The organism is Streptomyces sp. SLBN-31 (assembly GCF_006715395.1).
Lineage (GTDB): Bacteria > Actinomycetota > Actinomycetes > Streptomycetales > Streptomycetaceae > Streptomyces.
On the sequence record NZ_VFNC01000001.1, the window covers coordinates 1,606,589 to 1,630,609 of the forward strand.

General features: G+C 71.6%; 20 protein-coding genes and 1 pseudogene. 7 read left to right on the top strand and 14 right to left on the bottom strand.

Annotated features, from left to right (window positions below; genetic code table 11):
- Positions 1–193: 193 nt before the first annotated feature.
- The 3 genes and pseudogenes from FBY22_RS07375 to FBY22_RS07385 form a co-directional block, all read right to left on the bottom strand.
- Positions 194–1,252 carry an NAD(P)-dependent oxidoreductase gene (locus tag FBY22_RS07375; RefSeq protein ID WP_142143404.1) on the bottom strand — a complete coding sequence of 353 codons (1,059 nt, stop codon included), beginning with the start codon at positions 1,250–1,252 and terminating at the stop codon, positions 194–196.
- A gap of 53 nt (positions 1,253–1,305) precedes the next feature.
- A pseudogene (locus FBY22_RS07380) lies at positions 1,306–2,765 on the bottom strand (sensor histidine kinase).
- On the bottom strand, positions 2,762–3,451 hold the full coding sequence (locus tag FBY22_RS07385) for a response regulator transcription factor (RefSeq protein WP_142143406.1): 690 nt from the start codon (positions 3,449–3,451) through the stop codon (positions 2,762–2,764). The pseudogene FBY22_RS07380 and the gene FBY22_RS07385 overlap by 4 nt, the downstream one beginning before the upstream one ends.
- A 154-nt stretch (positions 3,452–3,605) precedes the next feature.
- On the opposite strand from FBY22_RS07385, the gene FBY22_RS07390 reads away from it, so the two are divergent.
- Genes FBY22_RS07390 through FBY22_RS07400 form a run of 3 tightly spaced genes read left to right on the top strand, consistent with a single transcriptional unit; the run spans position 3,606 to position 6,103 of the window.
- Entirely contained in the window at positions 3,606–4,943 is a 1,338-nt protein-coding gene (locus FBY22_RS07390; RefSeq protein WP_142143407.1) for a ferric reductase-like transmembrane domain-containing protein, read from the top strand.
- Positions 4,944–4,962: 19 nt separating this feature from the next.
- Complete coding sequence (locus tag FBY22_RS07395) at positions 4,963–5,358, top strand: FMN-binding protein (RefSeq protein ID WP_142143409.1); 396 nt, start codon at positions 4,963–4,965, stop codon at positions 5,356–5,358.
- 25 nt (positions 5,359–5,383) lie between these two features.
- A complete protein-coding gene (locus tag FBY22_RS07400; protein WP_142147426.1) occupies positions 5,384–6,103 on the top strand; it encodes an FAD:protein FMN transferase in 720 nt (239 codons plus the stop codon).
- Positions 6,104–6,168: 65 nt separating this feature from the next.
- On the opposite strand, the gene FBY22_RS07405 is transcribed toward FBY22_RS07400, so the two are convergent.
- Entirely contained in the window at positions 6,169–8,199 is a 2,031-nt protein-coding gene (locus FBY22_RS07405; protein WP_142143411.1) for a glycosyltransferase family 39 protein, read from the bottom strand.
- Positions 8,200–8,433: 234 nt separating this feature from the next.
- Here FBY22_RS07405 and FBY22_RS07410 point away from each other — a divergent pair, with 234 nt between their 5' ends.
- From FBY22_RS07410 to FBY22_RS07420, 3 genes are read left to right on the top strand one after another with little or no spacing between them, the layout of a single operon-like run.
- On the top strand, positions 8,434–9,564 hold the full coding sequence (locus tag FBY22_RS07410) for an ABC transporter ATP-binding protein (RefSeq protein WP_142143413.1): 1,131 nt from the start codon (positions 8,434–8,436) through the stop codon (positions 9,562–9,564).
- Positions 9,561–10,271 carry an ABC transporter permease gene (locus tag FBY22_RS07415; RefSeq protein ID WP_142143415.1) on the top strand — a complete coding sequence of 237 codons (711 nt, stop codon included), beginning with the start codon at positions 9,561–9,563 and terminating at the stop codon, positions 10,269–10,271. The genes FBY22_RS07410 and FBY22_RS07415 overlap by 4 nt, the downstream gene beginning before the upstream one ends.
- Positions 10,268–10,936, top strand: coding sequence for an ABC transporter permease (locus FBY22_RS07420; protein ID WP_142143417.1), 669 nt, complete (start codon positions 10,268–10,270; stop codon positions 10,934–10,936). The genes FBY22_RS07415 and FBY22_RS07420 overlap by 4 nt, the downstream gene beginning before the upstream one ends.
- A gap of 39 nt (positions 10,937–10,975) precedes the next feature.
- Here the strand turns inward: FBY22_RS07420 and FBY22_RS07425 are convergent, their stop codons facing one another.
- The 4 genes from FBY22_RS07425 to FBY22_RS07440 are packed head-to-tail and all read right to left on the bottom strand — an operon-like array spanning position 10,976 to position 15,285.
- Positions 10,976–11,578, bottom strand: coding sequence for an ATP/GTP-binding protein (locus tag FBY22_RS07425; protein ID WP_142143418.1), 603 nt, complete (start codon positions 11,576–11,578; stop codon positions 10,976–10,978).
- On the bottom strand, positions 11,565–11,984 hold the full coding sequence (locus FBY22_RS07430; RefSeq protein WP_142143420.1) for a DUF742 domain-containing protein: 420 nt from the start codon (positions 11,982–11,984) through the stop codon (positions 11,565–11,567). Before FBY22_RS07430 ends, FBY22_RS07425 begins: the two co-directional genes overlap by 14 nt.
- 59 nt (positions 11,985–12,043) lie before the next feature.
- Positions 12,044–12,523 carry a roadblock/LC7 domain-containing protein gene (locus FBY22_RS07435; RefSeq protein WP_058922384.1) on the bottom strand — a complete coding sequence of 160 codons (480 nt, stop codon included), beginning with the start codon at positions 12,521–12,523 and terminating at the stop codon, positions 12,044–12,046.
- Complete coding sequence (locus FBY22_RS07440; protein WP_142143422.1) at positions 12,520–15,285, bottom strand: ATP-binding protein; 2,766 nt, start codon at positions 15,283–15,285, stop codon at positions 12,520–12,522. Before FBY22_RS07440 ends, FBY22_RS07435 begins: the two co-directional genes overlap by 4 nt.
- A 358-nt stretch (positions 15,286–15,643) precedes the next feature.
- Between FBY22_RS07440 and FBY22_RS07445 the strand changes: the two genes are divergently transcribed.
- Positions 15,644–16,603 (top strand): ABC transporter substrate-binding protein, encoded by a 960-nt coding sequence (locus FBY22_RS07445; protein WP_142143424.1) that lies wholly within the window; start codon positions 15,644–15,646, stop codon positions 16,601–16,603.
- A 46-nt stretch (positions 16,604–16,649) separates the two neighbouring features.
- Here FBY22_RS07445 and FBY22_RS07450 read toward each other — a convergent pair whose 3' ends face one another.
- The 6 genes from FBY22_RS07450 to FBY22_RS07475 form a co-directional block, all read right to left on the bottom strand.
- Positions 16,650–18,056 (bottom strand): glycoside hydrolase family 43 protein, encoded by a 1,407-nt coding sequence (locus tag FBY22_RS07450; RefSeq protein ID WP_142143425.1) that lies wholly within the window; start codon positions 18,054–18,056, stop codon positions 16,650–16,652.
- Positions 18,057–18,243: 187 nt separating this feature from the next.
- The gene (locus FBY22_RS07455; RefSeq protein WP_142143427.1) at positions 18,244–18,819 is read right to left on the bottom strand and encodes an ATP/GTP-binding protein; all 576 of its coding nucleotides are present in this window, start codon (positions 18,817–18,819) and stop codon (positions 18,244–18,246) included.
- Positions 18,806–19,162 (bottom strand): DUF742 domain-containing protein, encoded by a 357-nt coding sequence (locus tag FBY22_RS07460; RefSeq protein ID WP_142143429.1) that lies wholly within the window; start codon positions 19,160–19,162, stop codon positions 18,806–18,808. The genes FBY22_RS07455 and FBY22_RS07460 overlap by 14 nt, the downstream gene beginning before the upstream one ends.
- A 1-nt stretch (position 19,163) precedes the next feature.
- Positions 19,164–19,595, bottom strand: a complete 432-nt coding sequence (locus FBY22_RS07465; protein WP_142143431.1) for a roadblock/LC7 domain-containing protein — start codon at positions 19,593–19,595, stop codon at positions 19,164–19,166.
- A gap of 13 nt (positions 19,596–19,608) precedes the next feature.
- Positions 19,609–22,776, bottom strand: a complete 3,168-nt coding sequence (locus tag FBY22_RS44715) for a nitrate- and nitrite sensing domain-containing protein (RefSeq protein ID WP_260844737.1) — start codon at positions 22,774–22,776, stop codon at positions 19,609–19,611.
- 170 nt (positions 22,777–22,946) lie between these two features.
- Positions 22,947–23,960, bottom strand: a complete 1,014-nt coding sequence (locus FBY22_RS07475) for a substrate-binding domain-containing protein (RefSeq protein ID WP_142143433.1) — start codon at positions 23,958–23,960, stop codon at positions 22,947–22,949.
- Between the last annotated feature and the right edge of the window lie 61 nt (positions 23,961–24,021).

The following is a 24,021-nucleotide window of genomic DNA, read 5'->3' on the forward strand; positions in this document are numbered from 1 at the left end:
GGCGCCTTCCGCGTCAGGCGAGGTTTTCGCTCCCGGGATCGGGTGCCGCTCGGCCCGGGAGGCTTTCGCCTTGGCGTACGGCGCGGATCGCCCCGTGGCGCTTCCGCCCCGGCGTCCGGCGCCTTCCGCGCCCCGCGGCGCTTCGGCCCCCGGTGCCCGGCGCCGCTCGCCCCGCGCTAGGACACGTCCCGCGCTAAGGCGCACCCCGGATCTGAGGCGCACCCCGGATCTGAGGCGCACCCCGGAGCTGAGGCGCCCCCCGCATCCCCGCCAGGGCGAACTCCTGCATGCCCTCCGTGAAGGAGACCTGTGCCTTCCAGCCCAGGTCCGCTCGCAGCCGTGCGGAGTCGGCCGTGATGTGGCGGACGTCGCCCAGGCGGTACTCGCCGGTGACGACCGGGTCGGGGCCGCCGTGGGCCGCGGCCAGGGCGTCGGCCATCTCGCCGACCGTGTGCGGTTCGCCGCTGCCCGTGTTGTACGCGGTCAGCGTGCCGCCGGCCGAATCCGCCTCCAGCGCCGCCACGTTGGCCGCCGCCACGTCCCGTACGTGCACGAAGTCCCGCCGCTGGCGTCCGTCCTCGTACACGGTGGGCGCCTCGCCGCGGGCCAGGGCCGAGCGGAAGAAGGAGGCCACCCCGGCGTACGGGGTGTCGCGGGGCATGCCCGGGCCGTACACGTTGTGGTAGCGCAGCGCCACCGCCGTGCCGCCGGTGGCGCGGGCCCAGGCGGCCGCCAGATGCTCCTGGGCCAGCTTGGTCGTCGCGTACACGTTGCGCGGATCGACCGGCGCGTCCTCGCCGACCAGCCCCGGCGCAAGCTCGGCGCCGCACACCGGGCACGGCGGTTCGAAGCGGCCCGCGTCGAGGTCGGCGACGGCACGCGGCCCGGGCCGCACGACGCCGTGCCGCGCGCACTCGTACCGCCCCTCGCCGTACACCACCATCGACCCGGCCAGCACCAGCCGCCGTACGCCCGCCTCGGCCATGGCGGTGAGCAGCACCGCCGTACCGAGGTCGTTGCGGGAGACGTACTCGGCCGCGTCCGCGAAGCCGGTGCCCAGACCGACCATGGCCGCCTGGTGGCAGACGGCGTCCACGCCGACGAGGGCGCGCTGCAGGGCGTAGGGATCCCGCACGTCGGACGGGGGCTCGGCGCGGGTGTCGTAGACGACGGGCTCGTGCCCGTGGGCCTCCAGCGCCGTCATGACATGGGACCCGATGAACCCGGCACCGCCGGTGACCAGTACACGCATGCGCTCAACGTAGGGCGGCGGGCGGCCCCGGCGGACCGGGCACGGCCGTCATGTCACCGCTCCGTAAGACCTTCCCCGTCCCCCGCCGGCAGCCGCACGGTGAACACCGTCGCCCCCGGCCCGCCGCGCAGCTCGATCGTGCCGCCGTGCGCGCGGACCAGCGCGCTCGCGACCGACAGGCCCAGGCCGCTGCCGCCGCGGTCACGGCTGCGGGCCTTGTCGACGCGGTAGAACCGGTCGAAGACCCGCTCCCGGTCCTCGGCCGGGATGCCGGGGCCGGCGTCCTCCACCCGGACCAGGGCCGAGTCACCCTCCAGTGCCACCTCCACCGACACCGGCGTACCGGCCGGGGTGTGCACGGCGGCGTTGGTGAGCAGGTTGTCCAGCACCTGCCGGACGCGGTGCGGGTCCAGGCGCAGCTTCAGCGGGCCCGGACCCATCCGCACGGTCAGCGGGCGGTCCGGACGGCTCGCCCGGAACGCGGCGGCCGCCTCCTCCACCAGGGCCACCAGGTCCGTGTCCTGCGGCCGCAGCGGAGCGTCCACCTCCGCCGCGTCCAGCCGGGCGAGCAGCAGCAGGTCGTCCAGGAGGACGCCCATGCGGGCCGCCTCGGCGCGCAGCCGGACCAGATGGCGGTCGCGATCCTCGGGGGCGTTGGCGGCGGCGTACTGGAAGAGGTCCGCGTAGCCCCGTACCGACATCAGGGGCGTGCGCAGCTCGTGCGAGGCGTCCGCGACGAACCGGCGCAGCCGCTGCTCCGCCTCCGCGCGCACCGCCAGCGAGTGGTCGATGTGCTCCAGCATGGTGTTGAAGGCGGTGCGCAGCTCCTCGACCTCCGGGCCACCGCCCCGCTCGTCCGCGCGCAGCGGCAGCCGCGCCGCCGACTCGGTCAGGTCGTGCGAGGCGATGCCGTGCGCGGTGTGCGCCATGTCGCTCAGCGGGTTCAGCCCGCGGCGCAGCATCCGCCGGCCGAACACCACCAGCGCCGCCAGCGCCAGCCCGAACGCCACCACCTGGACCGTGATCAGCCGCCGTACCGTCGCGTCGATGTCGTCCATCGGCGCCCCGCTGACCAGCACCACCCCCGGCTCGACCTCGCAGGCCCGCAGCCGGTACTCGCCCTGGCCCGCGAGGTTCGCGGTGCGCAGCCTCTCCGTCCTCGAGGTGGCCTGCGCCTCGGCCAGGGAAGTGAGGGGCGCGATGTCGGCGGGCAGGTCGCCGCTCTCCTCGGGCCTGCGCAGCACGGCCCGGCCGTCCGACACGTCGTACACCGCGTAGTACCAGCGGTAGTACTTCTTCCCGCCAGCGTGCCGTTCTCCGCGATGCTCTTGGACTGGGCGACCTGGGCGAGCCCCAGCTGGTCGTCGAGCTGGGCCGACAGATAGTCCCGCATGTACGTCGTCAGGGCTGTGCCGACCACCGCGAACACCACCAGCGCCAGCGCCCCGAGCCCGAGCGCCAGCCGGGTGCCGAGCCGCAGCCGCCGGTACGACCGCAGGAACCGGCCGATCACTCGGCCGCCTGCCGGACGACGTACCCGAATCCCCGTACCGTGTGGATCAGCGGCTCACCCGTGTCGTCCAGCTTGCGGCGCAGCCGGCTGACGACCAGCTCGACGACGTTCGAGCGGCCCCCGAAGCCGTACTCCCAAACGTGGTCCAGGATCTGCGCCTTCGTCATCACCGTCGGCGACTTGCGCATCAGGAAGCGCAGCACCTCGTACTCGGTGGGGGTCAGCGTCAGCAGCTTCTCGCCGCGGCGGACCTCCCGGGTGTCCTCGTCCATCGTCAGGTCCGCCACCCGCAGCACCGAGCGCTGGAAGCCGGGCCCGGCGCTGCGCCGCAGCACCGTCCGCAGCCGCGCCATCAGCTCCTCCACCGCGAACGGCTTGACCAGGTAGTCGTCCCCGCCGCGGGTCAGCCCCGCCACCCGGTCGGCGACCCCGTCCCGCGCTGTCAGGAACACCACCGGCACCATCGTGCCCGACCGCCGCAGCCGGTCCAGGACGCCGAAGCCGTCCAGGTCCGGCAGCATCAGATCGAGCACCACGATGTCCGGGTGGAACTCGCCGGCCAGCCTCAGCGCCTCCTCGCCGGAGTTCGCGGTGAGCGCGTCCCAGCCCTCGTAGCGGGCGACGGTCGCGACGAGATCGGCGATGGGCGGGTCGTCGTCGACGACGAGGAGACGTACTTTTTCCACCCGGTCATACTGCGGCACACCGCAGGTGGCCGGCTGCCCCGCGGCCGACGGTGAGCACATCGACAGGCACTTGTTAGGAGGCCGACAGGTTTTCGACAGCTCCCGCCAGCGAAGCTCGGGGCATCCGGATCACCGATCAAGGAGCTGCCGTTCCGTGACGACCGTCCAATCACCCCCTGCGCCCCCCACGGCGATACGCCCCAGGGTGGTGGCCCGCACGGGCCTGTACGCCGTGCTGGCCGCGAACGCGGCCGTGGTCGCCTACTTCTTCGCCCAGGCGGGCTTCGCCTCCAACGCGCTGATCGTCATCGGCCGCCTCGCCGGCCTCTACGGCGCCCTGGTCATGGCCTTTCAGCTGGTGCTGGTGGCCCGGCTGCCCTGGCTGGACCGCCGTATCGGCATGGACCGGCTGACGGCCTGGCACCGCTGGACCGGCTTCGCCCTGCTGTGGACGCTCCTCACGCACGCCGTCTTCATCTCCTTCGGATACGCCGACGGGGCCAGCGTCGGCCCGGTCACCGAACTCGTCGACCTCGCCGAGACCACCGAGGGTGTGCTGCGCGCGATCGTCGCGCTCGGCATCGTCCTCGCGGTCGGCGCGGTCTCCGCGCGCTGTGCCCGCCGCCGACTCGCCTACGAGACCTGGCACTTCATCCACCTCTACACCTACGTCGCGGTGGTCCTCGCCTTCACCCACCAGGTCGCGGTCGGTACGACGTTCACCTCGTCGTCCGCCGCGAAGACGTACTGGTACGGGGTGTGGGCCGTGGCGCTGGGCGCGGTGGCCCTGGGCCGCCTGGTGCTGCCGCTGTGGCGCAACACCCGCCACCGGTTCCGGGTGTCGGCGGTCGTCCCGGAGTCCGACAACGTCGTGTCGATCCACATCACCGGCAAGGACCTGGACAAACTGCCCGCGCGGGCCGGCCAGTTCTTCCTGTGGCGCTTCCTCACCCCCGACCGGTGGTGGCAGGCCAACCCCTTCTCCCTCTCCGCCGCCCCCGACGGCCACACCCTGCGCCTGACCGCGAAGGCGGCCGGCGCGGGCAGCGCCGCCCTGCGCCACGTGAAGGCCGGCACGCGCGTCTTCGCCGAGGGCCCCTACGGCGCCTTCACCACCCTGCACCGCACGAGGACCGAGTCCCTGCTCATCGCGGGCGGCGTCGGCGTCACCCCCATCCGGGCCATCCTGGAGGACATCGAGGGCCACGCGGTCGTCGTCTACCGCGTCGCCTCCGAACGCGACGCCGTCCTCTACGACGAACTGCGCGACCTCGCGCTCGCCAAGGGCGCCGAACTGCACCTGGTGACCGGGCCGCCGGTCCCCGACAAGCTCGCGCCGAGCGAACTGGCCCGGCTGGTGCCGGACATCGCCGAGCGGGACGTATTCCTGTGCGGACCGCCGCCGATGATGAACGCGGTGCTGCGCACCCTGGACGAGCTGGGCGTGCCCAAGCGGCAGGTCCACTTCGAGCGCTTCAGCCTGGCCGGATGAGGAAGACGGGAAAGACATCGTGAAGCGAGCCATACCTGTCGTCGTCCTGAGCATCGCGGGCCTGGTCCCGGTCTGGCGCTACGAGCCGTCGGCCGGCGCCCCGGCCACGACACCGTCCGCGTCCGCCTCCACGGGAAGCTCGTCGGGAACCTCGTCTGGGACCGTCGTCAAGGGGACGACGATCCGGACGGACAAGGGTCCGGTACAGGTCCAGGTCACCTTCGACGGCGACCGGATCACCGCCGTGCGCATGCTCCAGCAGCCGAACCACCCCCAGACGACGGCCGCCGTGCCGAAACTGGTCGCGGAGACGTTGCGGGCGCAGAGCGCGGACATCGACACGGTGTCCGGCGCGACGATCACCAGCGACGCCTACAAGGAGTCCCTGCAGGCCGCGATCGACGTGAGAGGCTGATCCGGTGCACCGGGTCGAACACGTCATGGGCTTTCCCGTCTCGCTGCGGGTGGACGACGAGGACGTACCCGAGCGGGCCGCGGACGAGGTCTTCGCGTGGCTGCGCGAGGTCGACGCCCGGTTCAGCCCCTACCGGCCCGACAGCGAGGTGTGCCGCCACGACCGCGGTGAACTGGAGCGGCACGAGCTCAGCGACGACCTCGTCGAGGTCCTCGACCTGTGCGAGCACTACCGCCGGGCGACCGGCGGCGCGTTCGACGCGCGGCTGCCGGGGCGGGGGCTCGACCCCAACGCGGTGGTCAAGGGCTGGTCCGTGCAGCGGGCTGCCGACCTGCTGCGGGCGGCCGGGGCACGACGGTTCGTGCTGAACGCCGGCGGTGACGTGGTCGCCGCCGGCGGGCCCTGGCGGGTGGGAGTACGGCACCCCGAGCACGCCGACAAACTGTGCGCGGTGCTGGAACTGACCGACGGCGCCGTCGCCACCTCCGCCCGCTACGAGCGCGGCGACCACATCGTCGACGGCCGGACCGGACGTCCGGCGACCGGGCTGCTGAGCCTGACGGTCGTCGCCCCCTCGCTCACCGAGGCGGACTCGGTGGCCACGGCCGCCTTCGCGATGGGCACCGAGGGCATCGGCTGGGCCGCCTCGCTCCCCGGGTGCGAGGTGTTCGCCGTGGACACCGGGGGCCAGGTGCTGCGCACGGAGGGCTTCCCCGTCGCGCGGGAGGATCCGGCACCCGGATGAGCCGAAGGGCGGGCCGCCGGCGGGGGAGTCCGGCGGCCCGCCCGCTCATGGGGTGGGGAAGAGGGTCAGGCGACGTCGGAGGCGTCCAGGCGGTACAGGCCGCTGTAGGCGCTCACCGCCGTTCCATGGGCCTTGACCCAGGTGGAGACAGCGGAGTCGGTGCCCTGGCCGCCGCCTTGGCTGCTGACGACGACGTAGTGCAGCTTGCCCGACTTCACCAGGCTCTTGAGCTTGGCCAGCGTCATCGCGTTGTCGCTGCCGGACCAGCCGCCCATGGAGATGACCGGCTGCCCCGACTCCAGAATGATCGAGGACGCGGTCTGGTCGGTGGCCACCGCCACCAGCCAGGTGGCGCCGTCCTGGTGCTTCTTCAGGTACGTGATCATCGCGGAGCTCACGCCACCGCCCATGCCGCCGCCCATGCCTTCAGCGCTACGTCCGGCCTGCGACCGGCTGCTGCTCCCGGTACCGGTCGGCGGCTGCCCCATGGACTGCCCTCCGCCGACGCCTGATCCGCTCGGCGCGCCGCCCATGCCGCCACCACCGGGGCCGCCGCCCATGCCGCCGCCGGTACTGGGGCCGGCCGTCGGGTTGGTGCCGTTGGTGCTCGCCGTCGTCGCCGTCGAGACCGAGTAGGCGGCAGGACCGGCGAGCAGGGCCACGACCGCCGCGAGCGAGGCGAGACCGATCAGCCTCCGCCGCCGCGTGAACCGCCCGGCCGCCAGCCCGAGCACCGCGGCCGCACCGGCGAGCGCGACCACGACCTCGGCGACCGTGTACACCGTGCCGGAGCCGGAGGCCCGTCGGAGCAGTACGACCGCCCAGACCGCGCTGACGGCGACCGCACCCGGCAGCACCCAGCCCCACCCGACCGCCGGCCGCTCCTTGAGGGCGCCGTACAGGATGACCCCGCCCGCACCCGACAGTGCCGCGATACCGGGGGCCATGGCGGTGACGTAGTAGGGGTGGAAGGTGCCCTCGGCGAGGGAGAAGGTCAGGTAGTGCAGGACGAACCAGCCGCCCCACAGCATCAGCGCCGCCCGCCGGGCGTCCGTGCGCGGCGCCCGGCCGCGCAGCACCAGAGCGCCGACGAGCGCGATCGCGGCGAACGGGATCAGCCAGGAGATCTGTCCGCCCATGATGTCGTTGAACATCCGGTAGATGCCCGAACTGCCGCCGAAGCTCGCGCCGTTGCCCTGCGAGCCGACCGACGAGCTCGCCCCGAGGATCCGGCCGAAGCCGTTGTAGCCGATGACCAGGTCCCAGACGGTGTTGTCGGTCGACCCGCCGATGTAGGGGCGGTCGGAGGCCGGGAGGAGGTCGACGATCACCATCCACCAGGCGCTGGAGACGACCAGTGCCACCGTGGCCACGGCGAGGTTGCGGATCCGCCTGCCCAACGAGGTGTTCGCGGCCCACAGGTAGACCACGAAGAACACGGGCAGGACGACGTACGCCTGCATCATCTTCGTGTTGAAGGCGAAGCCGATGGCGACCGCGGACCACACCAGCGGCATCGTCCGGCCGGAGCGCACGGCCTTCAGCAGGGCCGCCGCGCCGAGCAGCATCAGGAGGACGAGGACCGGGTCCGGGTTGGTGTCCCTGGTGATGGCGACCGTGATCGGGGTGAGCGTCAGTGTCAGCGCGGCGATCGTGCCCGCCACCGCTCCGAAGTCCCGCTTGACCAGCCGGTACAGCAGGGCCACGGAGCCGGTGCCCACGGCCACCATCGGCAGCGTCAACTGCCAGGTGCCGTAACCGAACACGCGGGCCGAAAGGCCCATCACCCACAGCGCGAACGGCGGTTTGTCAACGGTGATGAAACTGCCGGAGTCCAACGCGCCGAAGAAGAACGCCTTCCAGCTCCTGGTCCCGGAGTAGACGGCCGCGTTGTAGAAGGTGTTGCCGGTGACGGAGGACAGGTTCCAGGCGTACAGGACCGTCGCGAGGAGCAGGATCGCCCACAGGGCGGGGCGGGCCCAGCGCGGGTCCCCGGGGGCGCCGGTGAACAGCCTTCTCATCCGGGAGGCGGGCGGGGCGGCTGCCCGGTGCCTGCCCTCCTGGGCGGGCGCGGGAGGCGGGGCGAGGGTCGTCATGACACGTTCTCCAGGTGGGTGTTCGCCCCAACGGGCAGCTCGACGAGAGTGGTTCGCACGGCAACGATCGGCGCCCCGGCTGTGCGATCCCTGAGGGGGTACTGAGCGGAGAGTGAGAATCAGAGAACTCACAGGTCGACCACAGCGAACCGGCCATGATCCCGCAGAAGTGGCGAAACAATAGGGGTCTAGACTCGGCCTCCAACGGTCCAGACCCGAAGGGTATTCGGCGTTTTGATACGAATAGATTCAGTCACCAAGCGCTACCCGGACGGCACGGTGGCGGTCGACAACCTGTCGCTGGAAATACCCGATCGTGCGATCACGGTGTTCGTCGGACCGTCGGGCTGCGGCAAGACGACCACGCTGCGGATGATCAACCGGATGATCGAGCCGAGCACCGGCACGATCACCATCGACGGCAAGGACATCACCAAGCAGCCGGTGAACACGCTGCGCAGGTCCATGGGTTACGTCATCCAGAACGCCGGTCTCTTCCAGCACCGCACGATCGTGGACAACATCGCCACCGTGCCCCGGCTGCTCGGCTGGGACAAGACCAGGGCGCGGGCCCGGGCCCGGGAGTTGATGGAGCGGGTCGGGCTCGACGGCTCCCTCGCCAAGCGCTACCCCTACCAGCTCTCCGGCGGCCAGCAGCAGCGCGTCGGCGTCGCACGGGCGCTCGCCGCGGACCCGCCGGTGCTGCTGATGGACGAGCCGTTCTCCGCCGTCGACCCGGTGGTCCGCAAGGGCCTGCAGGACGAACTGCTGCGCATCCAGGACGAGTTGGGCAAGACCATCGTCTTCGTCACCCACGACATCGACGAGGCCGTCAAGATCGGCACCATGGTCGCCGTGATGCGCACCGGCGGCCACCTCGCCCAGTTCGCGCCGCCCGCCGAACTGCTGTCGGACCCCGCCGACGCCTTCGTCGAGGACTTCCTCGGCGCCGACCGCGGCATCAGGCGGCTGTCCTTCTTCTCCTCCGCCGGACTCGACCTGCTGACCGCCCCGGTCGTCGCGGTCGACGCCACCGCCGAGCAGATCGCCGCCCGCGTCTCGAAGGACGTGCCCTACCTCCTCGTCACCGACGTGGCCGGCCTGCCCCTCGGCTGGAGCGAGCCGGGGCGGCTGACCGCGGGCGCCGTGGACACCGCCCGACTCCTTCCGTACGGGCGGCCCTTCGTGCACGGCAAGGAGTCCCTGCGCGCCGCCCTCGACGGCGCCGTCCTGTCGCCGACCGGCTGGGCGGTCGCGGTGGACGCCGGCGGCCGGGTCACCGGCGTGGTGTCCCAGCAGGCCATCGGCGAGGCCATCCGCACCGCCCACGCCGAGGGCCGCAGCGACGAGAAGGTCGCCGGATGAGCGGCGGGCTGTTCGACATACCGAGCGACCTGCAGAACTCCTACTGGGGTCTGGTCGGACTGCATCTGCGCGAGGCGCTGATCCCGGTCGCCGTCGGACTGGTGGTGGCGCTGCCCATCGCCCAACTCTGCGTGCGGCTGCGCTGGTTGTACCCGCCGGTGCTGTGGGTGACGACCGTCCTCTACGCCATCCCCTCACTCGCCTTCTTCGTCGTGCTGATCGACTACACCGGGCAGACCGAGACGACCGTGATGATCCCGCTGGCCGTCTACAGCCTGGTGGTGTTCGTCCCCGCGATCGTCGACGGTGTGCGATCGGTGCCGCAGGAGACGCTCGACGCGGCCACCGCGATGGGCCTCGGGCCCGTACGCCGTTATTTCCAGGTCCAGTTGCCCATCGCCGCGCCCGCGATCATCGCCGGTCTGCGGATCGCGACGGTCTCCAGCATCTCCCTCGTCTCCGTCGGCATGCTGATCGGCAACCAGGGCGCGCTGGGCAACCTGCTCCACGACGGCCAGATCTACAACCAGCCCCGCCTGATCTGGCTGTCCGTCATCGGTACGGCCGTCCTCGCCGTCCTCGCCGACGCGCTCCTCGTCGTCGTACGCATCCTGGTGACACCGTGGATGCCGCGCGGCGGCCGTGCGCCACGCCCCGTGGACGAGCCCGAACCCCTCACGGCCGCCCTGGAGGACGCCGCCCGATGAACGTCCTTCACCTCGTCAACGCCTTCTTCAGCGACGGCGCCCACTGGCACGGCTACGACGGCATCCCCACCCGGCTGCGCGAGCACGTCCAGTACACGCTGATCGCGCTGGCCATCGCCGCCGCCATCGGCCTGCCGATCGGCCTGCTCACCGGCCACACCGGCCGCGGCGGCAACGCCCTCGCCCTGGTCGCCACCGCGGGGCGCGCCCTGCCCAGCTTCGGCCTGCTGGTGCTGATGTTCGTCCTGCTGGGACTCGGCCTGACCCCGGTGATGATCCCGCTGGTCGTCCTCGCCGTCCCCCCGATCCTGGTCACCACCTACGAGGCGGTGCGCTCCGTCGACCCCTCTCCGGTGGACGCGGCCCGGGGCATGGGCATGTCGGAGTCCCGCGTCCTTTTCCAGGTCGAACTCCCGGTCGCGCTGCCGCTGATCCTCAGCGGCCTGCGCTCGGCGGCCATCCAGATCGTCTCCACGGCGACGATCGCCGCGTACGTCTCCCTCGGCGGCCTCGGCCGGTACATCGTGGACGGTCTCTACCAGCTCAACTACCAGAAGGTGGTGGGCGGCGCGACCCTGGTGGCCGCCCTGGCGCTGCTGACGCTCGGGTTCTTCGGCCTGGTGGCGCGGCTCACGGTGTCACCGGGAGTGCGCCGCGGCAACTGACGCCCCGGGGCCCGGGGTCGGCGTTCCCGGGCCCGTCCGTCAGCCCTCCGTGCGCGCCAGCGCCAGCTCCAGTACGACGAGCAGCGCGTCCCGGACCGAGCCTCGCTCGCGGGCGTCGAACACCAGCACAGGGACGCGCTCGGCCACGTCGAGCGCCCAGCGCACCTCCTCCAGGGTGTGCTCGACCTTGCCGTCGAAGGCGTTGACGGCGACCGCGAACGGGATCTGCCGGTGCTCGAAGTAGTCGACGGCGGCGTAGCAGTCGTCGAGGCGGCGCGTGTCGACGATGACGAGGCCGCCGACGGCGCCCTCGACGATGTCGTCCCACATGAAGCCGAACCGCTCCTGCCCGGGCGTGCCGAACAGGTACAGCTTCAGGGTCGGGTCGATGGTGATGCAGCCGAAGTCCATCGCCACGGTGGTGGTGGTCTTGCTCGGGGTGTGGCTGAGGTCGTCCACGCCCGCCGCGACCTCCGTGATGGCGGCCTCGGTGGTCAGCGGCTCGATCTCGGAGATGGAGCCCACGGCGGTGGTCTTGCCCACGCCGAAGCCGCCCGCGATCACCATCTTGACCGGCAGCGGCGGTCGTACGGCGGCCACCGGAGCGGCCGCGACGGGGGCGGCCGGTTCAGTCGGAGTCACGCAGTACCCCTCGGGAGTCGGGGATGGCACGCAGGGCGTCGATGACCCTGCGCAGGACGGTGGCGTCGTGGATGACGCCGGTGTCGGGGACGTGCACCGCCAGGAGTCCGGCGGCGCGCAGGTCCTCGGCGAGGACCCGTACGACGTTGAGGTGCAGCCTGAGCCGGGCCGCGAGTTCGGCGACGGACTGCGGCTGCCGGCAGGCGGCGACGATGTCGTACTGCTCGAAGGTGAGGTCGTCGAGTTCGGCGAGACCCTCGGCGGTGGCCACCACCTGGGTCTCCACCGGCACCGGCCGGCCGGACGCGGTGGGCGCGACCCGGCCGGCGGTGACCAGGAACGGCCGTACGGCGGGGGCGGGACCGACCGGTTCCGGACCGTCCGGCGGTGGGGAGCCGTCCGGCATGGGGTGTCTTCTTCCTCCTCGACCGCGCCCTCGGCCGAGGGCTTCGGACCGGCGACCGGTCAGCGCGCGGACGCGGCGCCGACGCTGTTCTTGAGCTGGAGCACGAGCTGGGGACTGAGCGCGCTGCCGGCCCGGTTGGCGAACAGCGTCATCTCGTAGGCGATGTTGCCGAGCTTGGCCTCCTTGTCGGTGACGACGCCGAGGACGGCGCCGCTGCCGATGGCGGAGACCAGGACATGGCCGCCCTCCAGGTCGATGATGACCTTGTTGAGGCCGCCCAGGCCGTAGTTGCCGGAGGCGCCGGCGGCCAGGGACGTGATGCCGGAGACGATCGCGGCCAGCCGCTCGGAGTCGGCGTGCTCGCGCAGCTCGGACACCGCGATGAGCAGCCCGTCGGACGACACCGCGATGGCGTCGACGACGCCCGCGGTCTCGGTCGCGAAACGGTTGAGCAGCCAGGTGAAGTCGGCTGCGGCGGCCTGCAGTTCGGCCGGCGTGGTGGCTCCCGCGGGGGGAGTGTCACCTGTCGACGTACTCACTGCTCGGCTCCTTCCGGGAGGTGGTTCTGGTGGTGCGGGTCGGTGGTCGGACGCGGGGCGGATCCGCCGGGGCGGTCGTCGTCGTCCGGGGCACGGCTGTCGCGGTTGGCGCGTTCCACGGCCGCCTCGAACTCGTCGAGGGCGTCCCGGACGGCTGCCGCGTCGGCGGGGCGGGCGGGTTGCCGGGCCGCGTACTGGGCGGCGGCGTCGACGGTCGTACGCAGGGTGGCACCGCGCACGCGGCGGCGCAGAGGACGGGGGGAGTCGCCGGCCGACCGGTCGGACAGCGCTGTCTCGTCCGGCCTGACCTCGAAGGACGATACCGCCCGGCCTGCCTCGCCCGAGTGGGTGGGGGTGGTGTCCTCGGGCCGAGCGTGCACCACACCGGCCTCGGCTTCCCCACGGGCCCGCGGCACGAAGGGCCTCTCCTCGTCCTGCGCCGTGTCGGCGGACACCGAGTGGGCAATCGGAGCCGGTCCGGTTCCGGGCGTCGTGTCCGCGACGGGCTCCGGATCCGCGGGGTCCGGGTCCCTGCGGGGGACTCGGCGGGGGAGCGGGCCGGGGTGGCCGTCGCGCGTAGTGTTGTCCCGGGTGACGGCCGCCCGGCGCGGGCCGGCGGGCGTGCCGGGAAGCGGCGGTTCGGCGAACCCGCGGGCGGTGTCCGGGGCTTCGGCGACCGCCGTGCGGGCGGCGGCCGTCTCCGTCGGCGCCCCGGAAGCGGTGGCCCGGTCGACGGCTGCCGGTGTCCTCGCCGCACCGGCGGCGGTCCCCACCGGGCTCATCGCCAGCAGCAGCGAGGGCGGCACCGACACCTCCGCCGTCACACCGCCGCCCGGCGTGCGGGACAGGGCGACGCCGATGCCCCAGCGGCGGGCCAGCGTGCCCACCACGAACAGGCCGAGCACCTTCGTCGGCACCACGTCCAGCCGCTCACGGCGGATGAGACGGGCGTTCTCCTCGGCGAGCCGGTCGGCGCCCATGCCCAGGCCGTGGTCGGCGACCACGATCGTCGCGCCGCCCGCGGCCTCCGCCGCCGAGGTGTCACGGACGTACACCTCGACCGGGCTGCCGGCGGGCGAGAACGACACCGCGTTCTCCAGGAGTTCGGCCACCATCAGGGTGAGGTCGCCGATGATGTCGGGCTCCACCATGACCTCGGTGCGCGCGTGCAGCTGCACCCGCCGGAAGCCCTCGATCTGACCGAGCGCCGCGCGTACGACGTTGGTCAGCGCCGTCGGCCCCGAGTCGAGGACGGTCTCGCGGATGCCGGCCAGCAGCATCAGACTGTCCGCGTTGCGCCGCAGACGAACGGCGATGTGGTCGATGGAGTAGAGGCGTTCGAGCAGCGCCGGGTCCGTCTCGCCGCGCTCCACCGCGTCGATCAACGACAACTGACGTGCCGTCAGGTTGCTGACCCGGCGCCCGACGTTGCCGAACATCTCGGCCACGTTGCGCCTGCTGAGCACCTGCCGCTCCAGGAGCGCGATCGCGGTGGTCTGCACCCGGTTGAACACCTCGGCCAGCTCACCGATCTCGTCGTCCGCGGTGACCGGCATCTCGCGCAGCTTCGGCGGGCTGTCGTCCTCGTCGTCGTCGGCGACCCGGGCCAGTTCACGGCCGGCCACCTCGGCGACCTCCTGCGCGGCACCGGTGAGGGCCTGCACGGGCCGTACCACCGAGCGGCGCACGATGACGGAGAACACGATCCACAGTGCGAAGCCGAGCAGACCGATGTTCAGCAGCAGACCGGCCCGCCAGGCGGCGTCGCTGCGGGCGCCGTCGGCGCGGTCCGCGATCTGGCCGATCAGCGAAGAGGTGATCTTCAGCCGGGCCTCCGCCTGCCGCGGGTAGGCGGGGTAGTCGCCCAGGGCGTCCTGGAACGCCCTCCTGACCTCGGCCGGGGAACCGGCCTGCAACGTGCTGGGAGCGACCTGCAGTTCGGCGTACGCCTCGGCGATCTCCCGCATGGCGTCGGTGTGCTCGACGCCCGACAGCTCGTCGGCCTGCTCCGGGCCGGCGAACCGGGAGAACCGCTCGACCTGGTTGTTGTAGAGCTCGTAGGCGCCGACGGCGGTCGTGAACTCGATCTGGGCGTTCGTGTCACCGGTCGTCGCGGAGAACACGCCGGTCTCGAAGGAGCCGTGCGCGGCGTCGGCCCGCAGCAGGGAGTCGAGCAAATTGCCGGTGAAGGTGGCCGCGAGCTCGGAGTTGCGGTCCAGGCCGAGCCCGCCGATCACGGTCCTGGCGGCGTTGTTGTAGGCGGGGTCGATGTTGCTGGCGGGCAGGTAGCTCTGCTCGACCGTGCCGCGCAGACTGGTGAGGCCCTCGACCTCCTTCAGCGCCTGCGCCTCACCGTCCGGCAGCCCGTCGCCGAAGGCCTCGCGCACCTTCACGATCTGTGCGTCGACCTTGTCCTGCGCCTTGCGGTAGCCGGCGAGGGTGGACTCGACGCCCTTGCCGCCGGCCTCGTAGCGTACGGACAGCAGGATGGCCAGCTGGTGCTCGCTCTCCAGGTCGTTGACCAGCCCGGCCACCTGCTCGCTGTTGCGCACCAGGTCGGCCGCCGACGCCGCGTCCCTCGCCTGGCCCACCTGGTCGGCGATGAGGTAGGAGAGCAGGACGGCCACGACGGCCAGCGGGATGCCGACGAGCAGATTGAGCTTTCGCCGGAACGGCCACCGGTCGGCGAAGTGCCGGAGACGACCGCGCCTGAGCCGCGGCGGAGCCGACCGGGGCGGCGCGTCCACCTCGTTCGTGGACACCGAGCCTCCTTACAAGGGAATCCTCGGTCGCGCGAGACGCGCATGACCGATTCCGATCGATGCTGGATCGTGAAAGATGGTGCGGATGACACCGAAGCGGCCCCCGTATACCGCTGTGACCGACGCCAACTTCGGTGAGACTACCGCCTCTTCGAACGATCAAGCGTGTCGCCCTACGTCAAGAATCCGTTACAAAGCGCCTCCGATTCCACTGACGTCCGTTCACTCAGCCTTCACAACCAATCACTCATTGAGGCCAATTGGTGACCAGGGCGCTCTTGACTGAGTGAGAACAGGCTGGATTGGATCAGTTGCAGCGCTTGCTCCTCATCAATCCCCCGAGTCCGGAACGGGAATCGTGACTTCCAACGCCCCACGCAGCAGGTCCATCAAGAGCTACCCCGCGGCGGCCGTCGCGCTCGCCGCGACCACGGCCCTGCTGGCGGGATGTGGCTCCTCCGACGACAAGTCCTCCAACCCCCTCGACGGGGGCAAGTCCGACGGCAAGACGGTCGTCGTCGGCTCCAACAACTTCGCCGAGAGCATCCTGATCGCCGACATCTACGGCGAGGCCCTCAAGGCCAAGGGTGTCAAGGTCACCTACAAGCCGAACATCGGCAGCCGCGAGACCACCTACGGCCTGCTGAAGAACGGCTCCATCACCGTGCTGCCGGAGTACAACGGCGCACTGCTGGCCTACCTCGACCCGAAGGCGACGCCCAAGACGGTTCAGGCCACCACGGCGGCCATCGAGGCCAAGCTGGACTCCAAGCTGACGCTCCTCGACCCGTCCGCCGCGCAGGACAAGGACTCGGTGACGGTCAACAAGGCCACCGCCGACAAGTACAAGCTGACCTCCGAGTCCTCCATCGCGGACCTCAAGGCCGTCGCGAAGGACCTCGCCATCGGCGCCTCGCCGGAGTTCCAGACCCGGCAGCAGGGCCTGGTGGGCCTGAAGTCCGTGTACGGCGTGGAGTTCAAGTCGTTCAAGGCGCTGGACGCAGGCGGCCCGCTGACCCTGGCGGCGCTGAAGAAGAACACCGTGCAGGCCGCGGACATCTTCACCACGGACCCGAACATCACCAAGGAGAAGTTCGTGGTCCTGCAGGACCCGAAGAACCTCTTCGGGTTCGAGAACGTGCAGCCGCTCGTATACAAGAGCGGTCTGTCCTCGGCCGGCGTCTCCGCCCTGAACGCGGTCTCGGCCAAGCTCGACACCAAGACCCTGCTGGACCTGGACTCCCAGGTCCAGCTCGACAACAAGGACCCGCTGGACGTCGCCAAGGCGTGGCTGAAGTCGGCGGGGCTGGCCTCCTGATCCGTGCGGTGTGGGTGCCCTCCCCGGCGGAGGGCGCCCACAGCGCTCAGTACCCGACGCGGAAGGTCGCGTCCTGCTGGTCGGTGGCGCTGGAGATCGGGTCGATGCGCAGGACGAAGTCGGAGTGCCGGATGTAGCGGGTCGGGTAGTTGTACGACCGGAACGACGACCAGGACGAGTCGGCGAGGCCCGCCGTCCGGTAGAACGTGGCGTCCCCGGCGAACGCCGTTGTGCCGTCGTTGACGTCCAGCCGCAACTGGTAGTCGTAGTGCCGCAGGTAGCGCGTCGGGTAGTTGACCGACTGAAACGAGACCCCGGACGAGTCGGCGAGACCCGGCACCAGCTTCCACATCGAGTCGGTGTACGGGTCGAAGGCGTAGGCGTCGGTCCGCCCGACGTAGTCGGCGTGCCGGACGTAACGGGCCGGGTAGTTGTAGGACTTGAGCCGGTTCCAGGCCGGGGTGCCCCACCTGGCGACCAGGTTGTTGTACTCGGTCGCGGTGATCGGCTGGATGCCGCAGTGCTTGGAGTTGAGCGGCTGCGTGTACGCCTTCTGGTCGAGGGCGGTCCAGGTGCCGGCGGACAGACTGCTGGTCTGCCAGGCGTAGAAGACGCCGTTCGGTGACCAGGTGTCGCCCCACAGGTACCAGGTCGAGCCGGACGTCAGTGACTTGACGAGGGTGGGCGCCTCGGTGCCGCCGTGCGAGACGGCGGTGCTGAACTCGGTGAAGCTGCCCGGGTCCAACGAGGTGGACCTCGCGCCGACCAGTGTCGAGTTCTTCTTGAAGTAGAGGTAGTTGACGCCGTTCACGCCGACGGCCAGATCGCCGTCGATGACGTCGTAGCCGGGGTCGAAGAAGACCTGCGGGGCGCCGGCGGTCACGAAGTCACTCGTGTAGTTGACCATGATGACGTTGTGGCCGCTTGAGTTCACGGCCGAGTAGATCACGCCGTACTGGCCCCGCCCCGCGTCCCAGAAGGCCTCCGGCGCCCAGCTGTGGGTGTTCATGTCGTGCAGCTTCATCCGCCGGTAACCGGTGAAGGTGCGCAGGTCGCTGGAGTCCCAGACATGGATGTACTGGCTGACGTAGGTCCAGTCGGTGCCCTTGAGGTCGGTGGCGAGCACCACGAACGTGCCGTCCTGCTTGCGCAGGATGAAGGGGTCCCGCAGACCGGTGGAGCCCGCGGTCGGGGTGGCCACCGGGGCGTTCTGGTTCAGCGGGGTCCACTCCAGGCCGTCGGTGCTGACGGCCAGGTGCAGGCCGTAGTCGGCGGCGAGCATGTCCGGGGACTCGGTGAAGTAGCACATGACGTAAGCCGAGTCGGTGGCCGCGCGGGCGGTACCGGCGCCGAGCGCGAGGGCGCCGGTCGCCGCCAGCGGGACGGCCGCGGCCATGCCGAGGAAGTGGCGCCGGGAGGGGTGGGGGAGAGGGTGCGACGGTCTGGCGTTCATGGGCGCTCCGGTACGTGCGGTGGCGTTGGGGTGGCCAAGTGACGGTATTTCGAACGAGGTTCGGTAAACCGATCAGAAGGTAGGGATGTGACGCGTGTGCGTCAATCACACGGTCGCGCTTGGCCGGTTCTCGTCGGTCCGGACCTCCCGGACCGGACCCGACGAGTGAACTACGTTCTGAAAAGCGCTAGTTGACGGCGGCGGCGATCAACTGGTCCAGCAGGGCGATCAGTACGTCCCGGCACGAGCCGCGCTCCCGTGCGTCGCACAGCAGCACCTGGACGTCCTCCGGCAGGGCCAGGGCGTCCCGGATCTCCTCGGGTGGATAGGGGTGTTCGCCGTAGAAGCCGTTGACACCCACCACGAAGGGGATGCCCCGGCGCTCGAAGAAGTCGATCGCGGCGAAGCTGCTCTCCGGGCGACGGACGTCGATCAGGACGACCGCACCCAGCGCGCCCAGCGCGAGGTCGTTCCACATGAACCAGAACCGCTGCTGGCCCGGCGTACCGAAGAGATACAGGACCAGGTCGTCGCCGATGGTGATGCGGCCGAAGTCCAGGGCCACCGTCGTGGCCTTCTTCTCCTCGATGCCCTCGAGGTCGTCGACGCCCAGGCCGGCCTCGGTCAACGGTTCCTCGGTGCGCAGCGGAGCGATCTCGCTGACCGAGCCGACCATCGTGGTCTTGCCGACGCCGAAGCCGCCGGCGATCAGGATCTTCACCGTGTCGGGCGCGGCCCGGGTGACGGTGTCAGAGTCGGCCAAGGCCGTCCCTCACTTTCTGCAGCAGGTCCAGATCCGGGTTCTGGGACACCGGACGCGGCGGGCGGAGCGTGATCCGGCCCGCCTCCAGCAGATCGCACAGCATGATCACGATCACACTCACCGGCAGGTCCAGCAGAGCGGCGAGTTCGGCGACGGCGATCGGCTCGGCGCAGTGGCGCAGGATGCGCTGCTGCTCCGGCTGCGGTCGGGTGGCCCAGGTCGGCGGCGGGTCCACCGCGGTCACCGTCGTGATGAGCGTGAAGTCGGCACGGCTCGGCCGGGTGCGTCCGCCGGTCAGCGCGAACGGTCGTACGAGACGGCCTGCCGTGTCGCCTCCGGCCACCTCACGCGCCGGAGTCGACGGTGGGGCCGATGCCGGCCCGCGGCGCCGCGCTGAGGTGCTCACCGATCTTCTTGACCAGCATGTTCATCTGGTACGCCACCACGCCCACGTCGGCGCCCGCGCTGGTCAGAACGACCAGGTGGGCGCCGGGGCCGGCCGAGGTGAGGATCAGGAAGCTGTTGGCCATCTCGATCAGCGCCTGGCGGACCGGACCGCCGCGGAAGTCCATGCTGACGCCCTTGCTGAGGCTCATCAGCCCGGAGGCGGTGGCGGCGAGCCGCTCGGCGTCGTCGCGCAGGAACCCCGTGGACTTGCTGACGACGAGGCCGTCCTCGGAGAGCACCACGGCGTGGTTCACCTCGGCGACCCGCTCCACCAGTCCGGTGAGCAACTGGTCGAGCTGGGTGTGGGTGGCGGGGATGGGGCGTGTCATGACGTGTCCTTCGTCAGCGGTCGGCGGGCGGGGGCGTATGAGTGCCGGCGCCTGTGTCGGCGGGCCCGGCGTCCGGTTCTGCCTGGTCCTGCGGTACGGGGTTCTCCTCCCGGTCGTCGTGGGCCCCGGCGTCGTCGTCACGCGCCCGGAGCGTGCCGCGCTGGAAGCCGCCGAGCGAGGAGGCGGCGCGTTCCGCGGTGAACTCACCGGCCTGCCCCTCCTCTTCGCCCGACAGGTCCTCACGCAACTCGGCGGCCAGACTGGACTGCGGGACACGGCGGGGCAAGGGGGCGAGCCCCGGACGCCGCCCCGAACCCCCCGGCCAGCCGGGCCGACGGCCCCCTCCGGCCTCACCGCCCCGCGCGGGAGCGCCTGCGCCCGGGCCTCCGTCCGCGCCGGCCGTGCGCCAGGAATCGCTGCCGTCGGTTCCGCCCGCGCTCGGGGTGTCGGCCCCTCGGCCCGGGTCGCCCGCTTCCGTCCGGCCGGGACCCGACGCCGCCCAGCCGTCCCTGGCCCGGGTGTCCCTCGCCCAGACGGCTTCCTCGATCCGTCTGGTCCTCGCCAGCCGGTTGCTGTACGCCGTGAGTCTGTCCAGACGCCCGCGGTCGGGCACTTCCGCGTCCGGCCCGGGATCGGTGTCCGTGTCGTGCGCGCCCTGCGTTCCGCGCTCGGCGCGGTCGGCCACGCCGTCCGGGCCGCCGAATGTAGGGAGGTCACCGAGGTCTCCGAGGTCACCGAGGTCGCCGAAACGCCCGCGCCCGGTATCTGCCTGCCCGCGCTCGCCGTCCGCCCCGCCGTCGGCGTTCCCCGAACGCGCGGCGCCCGCCGGGCGTTCGGCCGTGCCCGTGTGCTCGGGGTCTCCGGCGTGCCAGGAGTCTTCCGCGTTGCGGGTGGCCTGTGCGGGCCAGGTGCTCCCCGTCTGTCCGGCGCCCGCCGGGCGTTCGGCCGTGCCCGTCTGCTCGGAGTCCCGGGCGTGCCATGCGCCTTCCGTGTATCCGGTGGCCTCGGCGGGCGAGGCGTCCTCCCTGTATCCGGTGGTGTCGGCCGCCCGGATGCCCGTGTCCGTCGTCTCGGCCGGGCGGGCGGTGCCCGGGGACGGGGGCGCCGTGTGGTCCGGCTCGGCCGACGGGCCGGTTTCGGCCGCGCGGGTGTGTTCCCCGTCCGCGAAGCCGGCCGTGTCGTACGCCGTGTCGGTCCCGGCGCTCCCGTGGCGCGCGCGGCCGGGGGCCGCGTCCGAGGTGCCGGGCTCCGGCGCTTCCCGTACGACGACGTCGTGCGGAATCAGGACGATCGCCGTCGTGCCGCCGTACGGCGACGGGCGCAGGGTGACGGCGATGCCGTGGCGGGTGGCGAGGCGGGCGATGACGAACATGCCCAGACGCAGGTCGTCCGCGAGCGCGACGACGTCGAACTGGGGCTCCACCGCCAGCTGTTCGTTGAAGGAGGCGTAGTCCTCCTCGGACATGCCGAGCCCGCGGTCCTCGATCTCCACGGCGAGCCCCTTGGCGACCAGCGCCGCCCGCACGGACACCGGCGCCGGCGCGGGGGAGTACGCGGTCGCGTTGTCGATCAGCTCGGCCAGCAGATGGATCACGTCGGCCACGGCCGGCGGCGCCAGGTACACGTCCTCGTCGGTGTGCACCTCCACGCGCGCGTACTCGGCGACCTCGCCGACCGCGCTGCGCATGATGTCGATCAGCGCGACCGGCTCCCGCCAGCTGCGCCGCGGCTGCTCACCGCTGATGATGACCAGGTTCTCCTCGTACCGCCGCAACTGGCTGGCCGTGGAGTCCAGTTCGTACAGACCCTTGAGGACGTCGGGGTCGGTGTGCTCCCGCTCCAGCGTGTCCAGCTTGGTGAGCTGGAGGTTGACCAGGTTCTGCGACTGCCGCGCGATACCGAGGATGACCTTCTGGAACCCGCGCCGGGTGTCGGCGAGTTCGACGGCGGTGTGCACCGCGGTCCGCTGTGCCTTGTTGAACGCCCGCGCCACCTGGCCGAGTTCGTCCCGTCCGTAGTCCAGCGGCGGTGTCGCCTCGTCCGCGTCGACCTTCTCCCCCCGGTCCAGCCGCGCCACCACGTCCGGCAGCCGCTCCTCGGCCAGGCTGAGGGTGGCCTCCCGCAGGCCCCGCAGCCGCCGCGACAGCGAGCGGGTGATCCGCCAGGACATGCCGACGCACAGCAGCAGCGCGATCAGTCCGCCCGCGCTCAGTGAGGCGGCGGTCAGCAGCAGGTTGTGCGCCTTGTCGGCGCTGCGGTCGAGCAGGACCGACGTCTGCGACCGGATCATCCGCCCGTACTCGTCGCCGACCGTGGCGAAGGCGGCCGCCCACCTGTCCCGCGCGTCGGGCAGCGCGGCCCTGCCGTCGGCGCCGGGCCGGGCGGCGAGCACCTGGTCCTCGATGTCCTGCACGCTCCGCCACTCCGGGCTCTGCAGGATCCGCTCGGTCTCGGTCTTCGCGCCGCCCTGCAGCGAGGGCACGATCTGGTCCTCCACCAGCCAGCGCCGGGTGGCGACCAGCTGGGAGAACGCCGCCCACTGCTTCTCCGTCAGCTTCCCCGTCGGCCAGGCCAGGGTGAGCTGCGCGTCCTCCTGCGCGACCACCTCCGCCGCGTGCTCCAGCGCGACCAGCGGGCCGGCCTGCGAGGTGAGGTCGCCGTCGTCGACCTGGGACAGTTCCTGGAAGGCGTGGATCTGGTCGTCGATGATCGAGCCGTACTGGCCGAGCGCCTGCGCGGAGGTGATGTCGGTCGGCTTGTCCACCTGCCCCCGGTAGTACTCGAGGCTGCCGACCGAGCCGAGCACCGAGTACAGCCGGTCCGAGATGCGCGCGGGCGCCTTGTTGATCGCGTCGGACTGGCCGACCAGCTTGGCGACCGCCTTGTCCGTGGCCCGGCGCTGCGCCTCCAGGGCGGCCCGGGAGCCGCGCGGGTCGCCGGCCAGCCAGGCCGCCGACAGGCTGCGCTCCCGCTGCAGCGCGAGTGTGGCCTCGGTGCCCATGGCGCCGGTGGACCGGCTCAGCTGGGTCTGTCCGCGCAGCCGCAGGCCCTCGGTGAACATCTGCGTCGTCGTCACGCCCCACATGGCGGCGAGCGTGACGCTGGGCACCAGGGCCAGCAGGATCAGGGAGAGACGTATGGAGCCGAGACGGCGGGGCCGGGCACCTGTCCGTGGAGACATCGTCGTCCTAGGCGATCAGCGGGAGCGGAGAGGAGAGCGGGCTACGGGGGTGGCCGTGAGCGGGGGAGAGAAGGGGTGCACAGGATGCTATCCGTACAAGTGACCGCATGAGCCACGGGCCCGAAGAATCTTTCGGGACAATGAGCCGTGAAGTGTCGCGCGGCGGCCCCTCAGCGGGTGCCGCCCGCCGCGAACTTGGCGACCGTCGCCACGTTCGCCTTCGTCACGAACGCCGGTCCGGTGAGCACGGGGGAGACACCGCCGCCGCTGATGTTGCCGTTGGTCCGGTACAGCCACAGCCCGTCCACCGCGAGGTAGCCCTGCAGATACGGCTGCTGGTCCACGGCGAACTGGACGCTGCCCTTCTGGACGGCCTCGACCAGGTCCTTGTTGAGGTCGAAGGTGGCGACTTTGGCCCGGCTCCCCGACGCCCGCACCGACTTGACGGCGAGCAGCGAGAACTGGGCGCCGTTGGTGACCACTTCGTCGATCGTCGGGTCCTGCCGCAGCCGGGCGGTGATCACGGCGGTGGTCGCGGTGGCGTCGGTGCCCTCCACATAGAGGTTCTCGGTCCGGCCGCCGAAGGTCTTCTTCACGCCGGCGCAGCGGGCCTCCAGGGCGACGTTGCCGCGCTCGTGGATGACGCACAGGGCGTGCTTGACCTTCAGGGCGTCCAGCTTGTTGCCGACGGCCTGGCCGGCCACGCTCTCGTCCTGGCCGAAGTACTCCAGCAGCCCCTCGGACTGCCAGGAGTCGATACCGGAGTTGATGCCGACCACGGGTATGTCCGCCGCCCGGGCCGCGGCGATCGGCGCCTTCATCGCCTGCGGCTTGGCCAGGGTCACGGCGATGCCGTCGGCCTTGTTGCGGACCGCGTCGCGCACCAGTTCGGCCTGGCCGGCCGTGTCGGGGTCACTGGCGTAGGTCAGGTCCACGCCGTCCTTGGCCGCGGCCGCCTCGGCGCCCCTGCGCACCAGGTCCCAGAAGGCGTCGCCCTTCGCGCCGTGCGTGACCATGGTGATCTTGATACGGGAGCTGCCGCCCGCCTTGCCGACGGAGTCGGCGGTGGATTCCGACCGGTCGCCGGAGGCTGAACAGCCCGCCACGAGCAGCCCGGCGACCACGGCCAGGGCCGCGAGGCGAACCGGTCTGTGGGAGGCAGACGGTGGGGGAGGAGTCTTCATCGAAGTGCGGCACCTCGCTGTGCGGCCGAGCTGGAGGAACAGCGCGAGCACGGCTTTGGAC

Coding starts and splice junctions, on each gene's coding strand:
- FBY22_RS07375 (WP_142143404.1), bottom strand. CDS start 1,252: ATGCGTGTACTGGTCACCGGCGGTGCCGGGTTCATCGGGTCCCATGTC.
- FBY22_RS07400 (WP_142147426.1), top strand. CDS start 5,384: ATGGGCTTTCCCGTCTCGCTGCGGGTGGACGACGAGGACGTACCCGAG.
- FBY22_RS07405 (WP_142143411.1), bottom strand. CDS start 8,199: ATGACGACCCTCGCCCCGCCTCCCGCGCCCGCCCAGGAGGGCAGGCAC.
- FBY22_RS07415 (WP_142143415.1), top strand. CDS start 9,561: ATGAGCGGCGGGCTGTTCGACATACCGAGCGACCTGCAGAACTCCTAC.
- FBY22_RS07420 (WP_142143417.1), top strand. CDS start 10,268: ATGAACGTCCTTCACCTCGTCAACGCCTTCTTCAGCGACGGCGCCCAC.
- FBY22_RS07430 (WP_142143420.1), bottom strand. CDS start 11,984: ATGCCGGACGGCTCCCCACCGCCGGACGGTCCGGAACCGGTCGGTCCC.
- FBY22_RS07450 (WP_142143425.1), bottom strand. CDS start 18,056: ATGAACGCCAGACCGTCGCACCCTCTCCCCCACCCCTCCCGGCGCCAC.
- FBY22_RS07465 (WP_142143431.1), bottom strand. CDS start 19,595: ATGACACGCCCCATCCCCGCCACCCACACCCAGCTCGACCAGTTGCTC.
- FBY22_RS44715 (WP_260844737.1), bottom strand. CDS start 22,776: ATGTCTCCACGGACAGGTGCCCGGCCCCGCCGTCTCGGCTCCATACGT.
- FBY22_RS07475 (WP_142143433.1), bottom strand. CDS start 23,960: ATGAAGACTCCTCCCCCACCGTCTGCCTCCCACAGACCGGTTCGCCTC.